This is a genomic window from Microlunatus aurantiacus, from assembly GCF_039536605.1.
GTDB classification, from domain to species: Bacteria; Actinomycetota; Actinomycetes; order Propionibacteriales; family Propionibacteriaceae; genus Microlunatus; species Microlunatus aurantiacus.
Genome location: NZ_BAAAYX010000019.1, coordinates 25,199 through 34,501 on the forward strand (window position 1 = coordinate 25,199; position 9,303 = coordinate 34,501).

Here is a 9,303-nt window from a genome sequence, read left to right on the forward strand (position 1 = left end):
CGGGGTCTGGTCGTTGACCGCCGAGGGGGCTGTCGCGGAGGTCGGCGGCGACGACTACGGACTTGAACTCCCCGCTCGCATGATCAGGGGCGCTCTGGACCAGCTCGAGGTCGACGGCACGATGTACGCCATCCTCCTGGCCCCCGTGATCGACGGCATCCCCTACGCGCCGACGGCGCTGGAACGGATCTGCGACAGCCGGCCGTGCCAGGTCATCCTGCACCCGCTCCTGGAGTACTACGAGTTCAGCGACCGGTTGACCTACCAGACCCACCACATCGACAGGCTGGTCCGCTACCTCGCCGTCATCGGCCCAGACGAGCGCTTCTCCGTCCGTTATGCCGCCCTCGACCGACCGCGCTGGTGGAACTCTCGGCTCCGAGCAGCACCGGGGCGTGCCGCCGACCGGCTGCTCCGCGGACTGTCCACAGCGTCGCGAGCTGTGCCTGGATGAGGGATGCCACCCAACGGCTGGCATCGTGGGTCAGCGCAGGCATCGGCCCGGCCTGAGCGCTCGCCACCCTCCCGGTGACCCTGACGATTAGCCAGACAGGTCGCCGTCTCCCGAGGGGGGTGTGTGATGGGCCAGCCTCAGCTGGTGGAGCAGACCGACTCCAGGTCCTCGGTCTGCTGACCGGGCTTCAGCGTCACGGCCGGTGACTTCTTGCTGTTCGCGGTCGTGGTCGTGGCAGTGCCGTGCGGCACGGACCCGGGAGAGGTTGGATGAGTCGTTGGCACGGTGGACGCCGGCTCGGTCGCCGTCGGGGTCGACGGTGCGGACGTGTTCTCCTTGGCCTGTGACGCGGTGATCTTGCTCGCCACCATGTTGTGCATCTTCGCGAAGTCCGGGCTGCCCGGGTAGATCACCGGCGGCACAAACGCCACACTGGAGATCGGCTTCGCCTTGGCCATAAGAGCGAGCTCCACCATCGTGTCGATCTTGCTCGGCGGGATGTCGGTCTTCACGATCTCCTTGCCAGCCGCAGCAATCTGATCGAAGTTGGACAGCACCGTCAGCGGGTCCAGCTGATTAAGCATGGCGCTCATCACGCACTTCTGCCGAGCCATCCGGTCGTAGTCGGAGGACTCCGACCGCGAACGGGCGAACCACAACGCACGCCTGCCGTCCAGCAGCTGGTTGTCGCCCTTGTCGATATAGCCGGAGATCCTGCTCGTCCCGCCACCAATCGGAACCCGCCGGTTCACATCGACCCGAACTCCGCCCACGGCGTCGATCAGGGCCTCGAAGCCTTTCAGGTCGACCATCGCGTAGTAGTTGATCGACAGTCCCGTGGCGCCCTCCACGGCTTCCTTGGTGGCCTGGACGCCAGGGTCCTTGACATCGTCGGGGTAGAGCCCCTTGCGGGTGCTGGCGTAGGTGTAGACGGCGTTCAGCATGCAGGTGCCGTCGTCGCAGCCGAATCCCTTGGGGAACTTCTTGCGCATCGGGGACCCCTTCGGAAAGGGCACGTCCTCCATGTTGCGGGGCAGGCTGATCAACACCGTGCGGCCGGTTTCGGCGTCCACGCTGGCCACCGTCAGACTGTCGGGCCGCAACCCCGTCCGGCCCTTCCCCGCGTCGCCGCCGAGCAGCAGAATGTTGTACCGGCCAGCCTGCGCCCTGGTTTCCCCGCCACCGGCGAAGACCTCGGTCATCAAGCTGCGCTGAGACGACACAAACGACGCTGACGCGACGAGACTCCCGACCACCGTCAAGGCCAGCACACCGCTCAGTCCGGCGAACCCCAATCGATGGTGACGGGCCAACTCCGGCGGCCGGGCAAGCCGCCACGCGTCGATAAGCAACAGCGCCCAACCGATGCCGAGGGCCACCAACAGCACCTGCAGCACGACCAGCACGGTCGCAGTGGTGAACAGGCTCAGCACGCCCGAGCGCCAGGCCAGCGCCCCAAGGCCTAGCACCACCACCAACGCCCAGACCGTCGCCCAGGTACAGATCGCGATCCGACCGATGGTCCTGTTGCCGGCAGCCAGCTGTGCCGAGCCCGGCATCACGAGACTCATCCCGACAAAGCCGAGCGCCCGGCGGAGCTTGATCGCGTCGCTGTGCTGCTGCGCAGTGCGCCACGACGGCGCCGGCAGATGCGTCCCCCTGAAAGGCATGTGTTCTACGTTACGGGGCAACGTAGAAGCAGACCGGGAACTGACAGTGTGTCGTGGCATCGTGCGACCCCCGTGCGGCAAGACGGGCACCTTCGTGCTCAGCACAGCGCCCTGCAACAATCACTTCCGCTGCATCAGACTCAACCGCACGGTGTGTCCGGAGAGTCTCAGGAATGCCGGTGCGGTTCAGACGACGATTCGGCCTCAGATCTGTGGGACTGTCCCCCGTCCCCTACGCCCGCCCCGCCGCACCTTCGGCGGCTCCATCCTCGTTCCAAGGCCAGGCCTCCGACAAACCCAGGCGATTACAAAGAAATGAGAACGACGCGCCGGCGTGAAGGGCGCCTTCCGGTCCTTCAACGTGCGCGTCGTCGAAGGTCCTCGGGGACGACGAACGGTAGCTCGTCGCGATCCTTACTGGTGTCCTCGCATCCTCGGCGGCGCTGGTCGGGTTCACCCGCCAAGTCGATCGTGGACCGACTCATCTCCGTCAGCAACGTCATCGAAACCGGCACCACGTCCTACCACCTCGCCCAGCGCACCAACTGACCAGCGGCGACTGAAGCTGTGGCCACTACCACTTGTTGTCTACTATCCGCGCATGGATGCACGTATGAAGCATGTTCCGGATGCCGCGACAGGCGAGCTAGTTGATGCCCAGTTCGTCGAGCTGGCCGTGGAGGTGTTCAGCATGCTGGCCGATCCCACGCGGGTGCGGATCCTGCTCGCGCTGCGGGGTGGTGAGCTGCCGGTCAACACGATCGCCGCCGCGGTCAACAAGGCCCCGGCCGCCGTGTCGCAGCATCTGGCGAAACTGCGGCTGGCTCGGATCGTCTCCACCCGCCACGACGGCACCCGGGTGTTCTACCGGCTGGCCAACGAGCACGCCGCCCAGCTGGTCACCGACGCCGTCCACCAGGCCGAGCACGCCCTCGGCCAACCCCGGCACCACCGGACCGCGCCAACGGACCCCACATGACCACCAGCTCGACGGGTCATCCCCACGACCACGACGCCCACCACGGTCATGACGACGTGCACAGCCATGACCCCGCTGGCCACGACCATGCTGATCATGAACATGCAGGCGGTCTGAAGGGGTTTCTGCGCGGGTTGTTCGTGCCGCACAGTCACGACGCGGCCGACTCAGTCGACGACGCGCTCGAGGCCAGCCAGCTAGGAGTTCGGGCGGTCAAGGTCAGCCTCGGCCTGTTGGGGCTCACCGCACTGCTGCAAGTCGTGGTGGTGATCATCAGCGGCTCGGTCGCGTTGCTGGCCGACACCGTCCACAACTTCTCCGACGCCTTGACCGCAGTGCCGTTGTGGGTGGCGTTCGTGATCGGCCGCCGCCCTGCCAGTCGCCGCTACACCTACGGCTTCGGCCGGATCGAGGACCTCGCCGGCCTGTTCATCGTGGCCATGATCGCCATCTCCGCGCTGGTGGCCGGGGTCGAGTCAATCCGCCGGTTCGTCGAGCCCCTGCCGGTCACCAACCTGGGCTGGGTGCTGGCCGCGGGGCTGATCGGGTTCGCCGGCAACGAGCTGGTCGCGGTCTACCGGATCCGGGTCGGACGCCGGATCGGCTCCGCGGCCCTGGTCGCCGACGGCGTCCATGCCCGCACCGACGGGTTCACCTCGCTGGCCGTGGTGGCCGGCGTGATCGGGATCTGGCTCGGCTTCCCGCTCGCCGATCCGATCGTCGGCCTGCTCATCAGTGCCGCCATCGTGGTGCTGCTGATCGGCACCAGCCGCGACATCGGCCGCCGCCTCCTCGACGGCGTCGACCCCGGACTGGTCGACACCGCCAAGCGGACCGTCGCGTCAGTTCCAGGCATCGACACCGTCAATGATCTACGGATGCGCTGGTCCGGGCACCGGCTGATGGTCGAAGCCACCGTCAGCAGCGACCCGACCATGCCCGTCGGACAGTTCCACGAGCTCGAGCACCAGGCCGCCGACCTGCTCCGCCACCGGCTGCCCCGCCTCGACACAGTCCGGCTCACCCCAGCCGCCCATCCGAACGGCAGCGACCACCACTAGCCCCAACCCCAACAGCAGCCCGTTGGACGGGGGTATCGCTCGAGGTTTCATCCAGTGCCGGCACCGTAGGGGATCACTGTGCGGCGCTTCCCGCCGGGCGCCTGCAACGGGGGCCGGTTGTCTGCGTCGACGCCGATGTGTTCGACGTGGTAGCTGGCGAGCAGGCGCCGCATCTCGCGCTGCACGTGCTGCTGGACGAGGGCGGGGCCGGAGGCGGGCGTGGTGGCCAGCCGGACCAGCAATCGGTTTGATGCGGTCTGCTCGAGCTGGAAGGTGGCGACCTCGGGGATGCGGCCGAGCAGGGAGCCGAACGCCAGGGGCGCGACCCGCACGGTGGACTCCTAGTCCCCGGCGGCGGCGGGGAAGGTGAGGATGTCGGCGGTGCGTCCGGTCACGTGGATCGCTGGCGCCTGATTGCCGCAGGGGCAGGGATCAGGCCGGGCAAGAATGCTGTCGCCGAGGTCGAGCCCCACCGGCAGCACGTAACCAGCGGTCCTGGCCACGGCACGGTCGCGGTCTTCGAGCCTGCGGCCCCACGCCCCCAGCGACAACATCACCACCACGCCAACACTGAAGTCGACCACCGCCCACGGCAGCCGGCCCTCCTGGCGCAAGTCGGGCATCACCTCCCCGACCAAAGCCGCCATCACCACCCCGGCAGCGAAATGCTGCACCCCGCTCATCAGCCTGGGTCCGGGCCGACGCCACACCGCCACCAACGACCCCAGCACCGCGGCACCGCGGCACCGACCGGGAAACTCACCAGCACCGCCGCCTGCCCCACCAACCCCATCGACACTCCCATCGGCCGACTGTGTGAAGGGGTGAACCGCACCGGCCGGGTGTGTGCCACCTGCGGTGCCGAGGTGCCGCTCGGCGAGCCGTTGCGGGCGGCCGTAAGGACCGTGAAGCCGAGCAGCACCCGCCCAGCGGCACCACCGCCCGTGCCGCCCGACCCCACCCGTCGAGAGCTCCGCGACTACCCCATCCCCGAGGAGATCCATCCCGTTTCCTCCGACGACCGGCTCGACTTCGAGAACGCCTTCGAGATCCGCCCGCTCCCCGGTGGATGCATGATCAACTTCAGCCCGGGCGGCCGCAGCTACTGAGTCGACCGACGGCGACCTGCCGGGGTGTCGGGACGTCCACCACGTGGAGCCGTGACCGCCGCCGTCGTCAGCGGACCGGTGGTCTGCCGGATGATCAGCTCCGGCGCGAGGACCTGCTCCCGCACGTCGACCGTCTCGTGATCCAGTCGGCTGACCACGCGGGCCACGGCAGCGTGGGTGAGCGCCGCGGCGTCCTGGCGGATGGTGGTCAGGGCCACGTGGGAGAGGCGGGCGAGCCGGCTGTCGTCGTAGCCGGTGACGGAGATGTCCCCCGGCACCGCCAGTCCGTTCTGACGGAGGACATCGAGGACTCCGGTGGCGGCGCGGTCGTTGAAGACGGTGACGGCGGTCGGCAGCGGTCGTAGGTCCAGCAAGGCCCGGGCGGCGCCGGCTCCGTCGTCCTCGGTGAGCCCACCGGACAGGATCAGGTCGGCATCGGCGAGCCCGTGCCCCGCGAGCGCCGTCAGGTAGCCGCTGCGACGCTCGGCGGCCCCCGGGGCACGGCCACCGTCGATGTGGGCGATCCGTCGATGACCGAGTCCCACCAGGTGGTCGACGGCTTGGTGGAGGCCCGCCGCGTCGTCGGTGCGCACGACGTCCACGTCGCGGTGTCGCACGGACCGGGCGAGCACGACGACCGGCATCGTGGCCGCGAGCTGGCCGAGGGAGGACGTCGGCAGCTCCGGCCCGAGCAGGATCAGCGCCTCACAGCGGTCCTGCAGCAGACCGGCGACAGCGCGGCGCTCATCCCGGTGAGGGGTCACGGCGCTGAGGGTGAGCTCGTAGCCGAGCGCCTCGGCCGCGGGGTAGAGCCCACTGACGAGGTCGCCGTGGAAGGCGTGCTGGACGCCGAAGACGACCCCGATCAGCTGGCTGCGACTGCGCCGGAGCAGGCGTGCGCGGCTGTCGGGTCGGTATCCGAGCTCCTCGGCGGCGCGGCGCACCCGCGCGCGGTTCTCCGGGCTCGCCCCGGCCACGTCTCGCATCACGATCGAGACCAGGGGCACCGACACGCCGGCCCGCGCAGCGACGTCGGCCAACGTGACCCGTCGGCCGGACTCTGACTGCGATCTCGCTGCCACGAGGCCACCGTAGCGGTGGACATAGAACGTTCTAGGCATGGGGCTTGTCAACGCGACGACCCTACCGCCATACTCGTGGCCTATAACGTTCTAGGTTCGAGTGAGGGAGGTCGTGATGGTGAGAGACGATGACGGTCGGCCGGTGCGGGTCGCGCTGATCGGGTCGGGGCGGATGGGCTCGTTCCACGCGGAGTCCCTCACCTACCGGATCCCCGGCGTCCAGCTGGCTGCCGTGGTCGATCCGGCTCCAGGGGCGGCCAGTCGGATGGCGACGGCGTTCGGAGCGAGTGCGGCGTACACCGATCCGGCCGCTGTGTTCGCCGATCCGACGGTGGACGCCGTCGTGATTGCCGCTCCGGCCCGGTTCCACGCCGAGCTGATCGTGGCGGCGGCCCAGGCGGGCAAGGCGGTGTTCTGCGAGAAGCCGGGCGCTCTCACCCTGGCGGACCTCGATCGCGCGCTGGGAGCGGTCGCCGAGGCCCAGGTCGTGCTCCAGGTCGGCTTCAACCGACGCTTCGTCCCTGACTGGGCGGCGGCCCGGCGGCTGATCGACGACGGCACCCTCGGCACACCACGACTCCTGCGGTCGGTGACGCGCGATCCCGGAGGCTTCGACCCGGCCCGGGTGGCGCCCGACACGATCTTCAACGAGACGCTGATCCACGACTTCGACACGTTGTCCTTCCTGAACCCGGGTGCGCGAGCCGTCGAGGTGTTCGCGGTCGCCGATGCGCTGGTGGAGCCGTCGTGGCGGGACCGCGGTCTGCTCGACACCGCGGTGGTCACCGTACGGTTCGACAACGGGGCCGTCGGGGTGGCGGAGGCCTGCTTCGAGGCCGCCTACGGCTACGACGTGCGGGGCGAGGTCTTCGGAGCGAAGGGCATGGCCACCATGGGCGACGGCCGGGTGGACGGCATGGTCTTCTCCGGGTCGTCCGGGCGGGTGGCCGCCACCGCCCGCAGCGACCAGGAGCTGCTGGCGGGGGCGTACGTCGAGGAGCTGGCCGTCTTCGCCGACGTGGTCCGCGGCCTCGACCCCGTGCCCGTCGGCGGTCAGGACGCGCGAGCCGCGCTGGGCATCGCGTTGGCCGCCGCTCAGTCCGTTCGCCTCGGCCGCCCGGTGCAGCTCGGCGAGGTCGGCGCGTGAGCACCGCGTCGGAGGCCGGCAGCAGCGGGGTCCGGCTCGCGGTGTCGGCGGAGATGGTGTTCCTCGAGCTGCCGTTCGTCGAGCGAGTCCGGCGGCTCGCCGACCTCGGCTTCGAGGTGGAGATCTGGGACTGGACCAGGAAGGACGTCGCCGAGCTGGCGGCCACCGGAGCGACGTTCTCGTCCATGACCGGGTACGTCGACGGCACGCTGGCCGACCCCGACGGCGCCGAGCGCCTGCTCGCGTCCGCCCGACGGAGTCTGGCCGTGGCCGAGCAGCTGCAGTGCCCGAGACTCAACCTGCACGGCACGGGTCTCGACGACCGCGGGCTGCCGGTGGTGGCCAGCGACGCTGCCTCTCCACAGATGTGGTTGACCGCCGCTCGGACGTTGACCGCGGTGGCCGAGCTCGGCGAGCAGGCGGGTCGGACGTTCACCCTGGAGAACCTGAACACCGCCGTCGACCACACCGGGGTTCCCTTCGCTCGGGCGGCGGACACCCTCACGCTGGTCGAAGCGGTCGACCACCCGAATCTGCGGCTCAACCTCGACCTCTACCACGCCCAGATCGGCGAGGGGAACCTGATCGAGCTGGTCGAGCGGGCGCTGCCGTGGATCGGCGAGATCCAGGTCGCCGACGTCCCCGGCCGCTGCGAGCCCGGCACGGGGGAGATCAACTACCCAGCCGTCGCCGCGACCCTCGACCGGCTCGGGTACACCGGTGTCGTCGCTCTCGAAGCCTGGGCGTCCGCCGACACCCTCGCGGCCCTGGAGAGCTTCCGATCCGCCTTCGAGGGACACGCTGGTTGACCTCGCCGATTGCCACGACGGGGCGGGGCCGGCACGTCCGGACGGCCTTACGATGCGGGGATGAGGGTCAGCCGCTCTGGTCAGGCAATTCACCTCAGCACCGGGGTAACCGTTCGCTATGTCGACATGGGGGACTCGGCGGGCGTTTCGGTGGTTCTCCTGCATGCCTGGGGTGAGTCCCTAGGCTGCTTTGACCGCCTCCTCCCCTTGATGCCCACCACGATCCGAGTTCTGGCGATGGATCAGCGGGGCCACGGGGGCAGCGACAAACCGGCGGATGCGTACTCACTCTCCGACTTCGCCGGGGACGTGACCGCCTTCCTGGATGCGATGGGACTGGCCGCCACGGTTCTGGTCGGATCGTCAAGCGGGGGGTATGTCGCGCAGCAGGTAGCGATCACCAGCCCGGAGCGGGTGCGCGGCCTCGTTCTGGTCGGTGCGCCACGCAGCCTGCACGGTCGGCCGCCTTTCGCCGACGAGGTCGACCAGCTGACCGATCCGATCGACCGCACCTGGGTGGAGGACTCACTGACCTGGTTCCCACGATTACATGATGTCCCGGAGTGGTACATCGCGGCCCGCGTCGACGACGGCGTGACCACACCGGCGCGGGTCTGGCGGCAGGCGCTGACTGGACTCACCGAGGCGACCCCTCCGACGGAGACAGGAACAATCCGCACTCCCACGCTGATCATCTGGGGGGAACGGGATGAGCTGCTGCCCCGGTCCGACGCTGGTGCCCTCGCCGCCGCGATCCCGGGTTCGCGGCTGGTTGTCTATCCCGACACCGGTCATCTCGTGCTGTGGGAGCAACCTGCGCGGGTGGCTTCCGACTTGACGGCGTTCGTTGCTGCCTGCCTTGAAAGCGAGCCTCCCACCACCTAGGGCCAGCGTCGGCGAACCGCTAAGGCGTCGCTGGACTCGGAGGCCCTGGGAGTGACCCGGTTTGACGGACATCCGAGATCAGGGGCTTCGGCCTCGGAAGGATGTCC

Annotated in this window: 12 protein-coding genes; 8 read left to right on the forward strand and 4 right to left on the reverse strand. The window is 69.2% G+C overall.

The window, feature by feature from the left end:
* Window positions 1-454, forward strand: a 454-nt coding sequence (locus ABD714_RS18330) for a hypothetical protein (protein ID WP_344813891.1), incomplete at its 5' end; no start/stop codon positions are given.
* A 137-nt stretch (window positions 455-591) separates the two neighbouring features.
* Here ABD714_RS18330 and ABD714_RS18335 read toward each other — a convergent pair.
* On the reverse strand, window positions 592-2,124 hold the full coding sequence (locus ABD714_RS18335) for an LCP family protein (RefSeq protein ID WP_344813892.1): 1,533 nt from the start codon (window positions 2,122-2,124) through the stop codon (window positions 592-594).
* Window positions 2,125-2,544: 420 nt separating this feature from the next.
* Between ABD714_RS18335 and ABD714_RS18340 the strand changes: the two genes are divergently transcribed.
* From ABD714_RS18340 to ABD714_RS18350, 3 genes are read left to right on the forward strand one after another with little or no spacing between them, the layout of a single operon-like run.
* A complete protein-coding gene (locus tag ABD714_RS18340) occupies window positions 2,545-2,673 on the forward strand; it encodes a hypothetical protein (protein ID WP_344813893.1) in 129 nt (42 codons plus the stop codon).
* 52 nt (window positions 2,674-2,725) lie between these two features.
* Window positions 2,726-3,103 carry an ArsR/SmtB family transcription factor gene (locus ABD714_RS18345; RefSeq protein WP_344813894.1) on the forward strand — a complete coding sequence of 126 codons (378 nt, stop codon included), beginning with the start codon at window positions 2,726-2,728 and terminating at the stop codon, window positions 3,101-3,103.
* Window positions 3,100-4,164, forward strand: coding sequence for a cation diffusion facilitator family transporter (locus ABD714_RS18350; RefSeq protein ID WP_344813895.1), 1,065 nt, complete (start codon window positions 3,100-3,102; stop codon window positions 4,162-4,164). The genes ABD714_RS18345 and ABD714_RS18350 overlap by 4 nt, the downstream gene beginning before the upstream one ends.
* A 47-nt stretch (window positions 4,165-4,211) precedes the next feature.
* On the opposite strand, the gene ABD714_RS18355 is transcribed toward ABD714_RS18350, so the two are convergent.
* Both ABD714_RS18355 and ABD714_RS18360 read right to left on the reverse strand, forming a co-directional pair.
* On the reverse strand, window positions 4,212-4,496 hold the full coding sequence (locus ABD714_RS18355; protein WP_344813896.1) for a hypothetical protein: 285 nt from the start codon (window positions 4,494-4,496) through the stop codon (window positions 4,212-4,214).
* A gap of 9 nt (window positions 4,497-4,505) precedes the next feature.
* Complete coding sequence (locus ABD714_RS18360; RefSeq protein ID WP_344813897.1) at window positions 4,506-4,847, reverse strand: hypothetical protein; 342 nt, start codon at window positions 4,845-4,847, stop codon at window positions 4,506-4,508.
* Between the two features lie 141 nt (window positions 4,848-4,988).
* On the opposite strand from ABD714_RS18360, the gene ABD714_RS18365 reads away from it, so the two are divergent.
* A complete protein-coding gene (locus ABD714_RS18365) occupies window positions 4,989-5,273 on the forward strand; it encodes a hypothetical protein (protein ID WP_344813898.1) in 285 nt (94 codons plus the stop codon).
* Here ABD714_RS18365 and ABD714_RS18370 read toward each other — a convergent pair.
* Window positions 5,267-6,355, reverse strand: coding sequence for a LacI family DNA-binding transcriptional regulator (locus ABD714_RS18370; protein ID WP_344813899.1), 1,089 nt, complete (start codon window positions 6,353-6,355; stop codon window positions 5,267-5,269). The two genes, ABD714_RS18365 and ABD714_RS18370, sit on opposite strands and share 7 nt — an antisense overlap.
* 115 nt (window positions 6,356-6,470) lie before the next feature.
* Here ABD714_RS18370 and ABD714_RS18375 point away from each other — a divergent pair, with 115 nt between their 5' ends.
* From ABD714_RS18375 to ABD714_RS18385, 3 genes are read left to right on the forward strand one after another with little or no spacing between them, the layout of a single operon-like run.
* Window positions 6,471-7,502, forward strand: coding sequence for a Gfo/Idh/MocA family oxidoreductase (locus ABD714_RS18375; protein WP_344813900.1), 1,032 nt, complete (start codon window positions 6,471-6,473; stop codon window positions 7,500-7,502).
* On the forward strand, window positions 7,499-8,311 hold the full coding sequence (locus ABD714_RS18380) for a TIM barrel protein (protein ID WP_344813901.1): 813 nt from the start codon (window positions 7,499-7,501) through the stop codon (window positions 8,309-8,311). Before ABD714_RS18375 ends, ABD714_RS18380 begins: the two co-directional genes overlap by 4 nt.
* A gap of 60 nt (window positions 8,312-8,371) precedes the next feature.
* Window positions 8,372-9,196, forward strand: a complete 825-nt coding sequence (locus ABD714_RS18385) for an alpha/beta fold hydrolase (RefSeq protein WP_344813902.1) — start codon at window positions 8,372-8,374, stop codon at window positions 9,194-9,196.
* The last annotated feature ends 107 nt before the right edge of the window (window positions 9,197-9,303 follow it).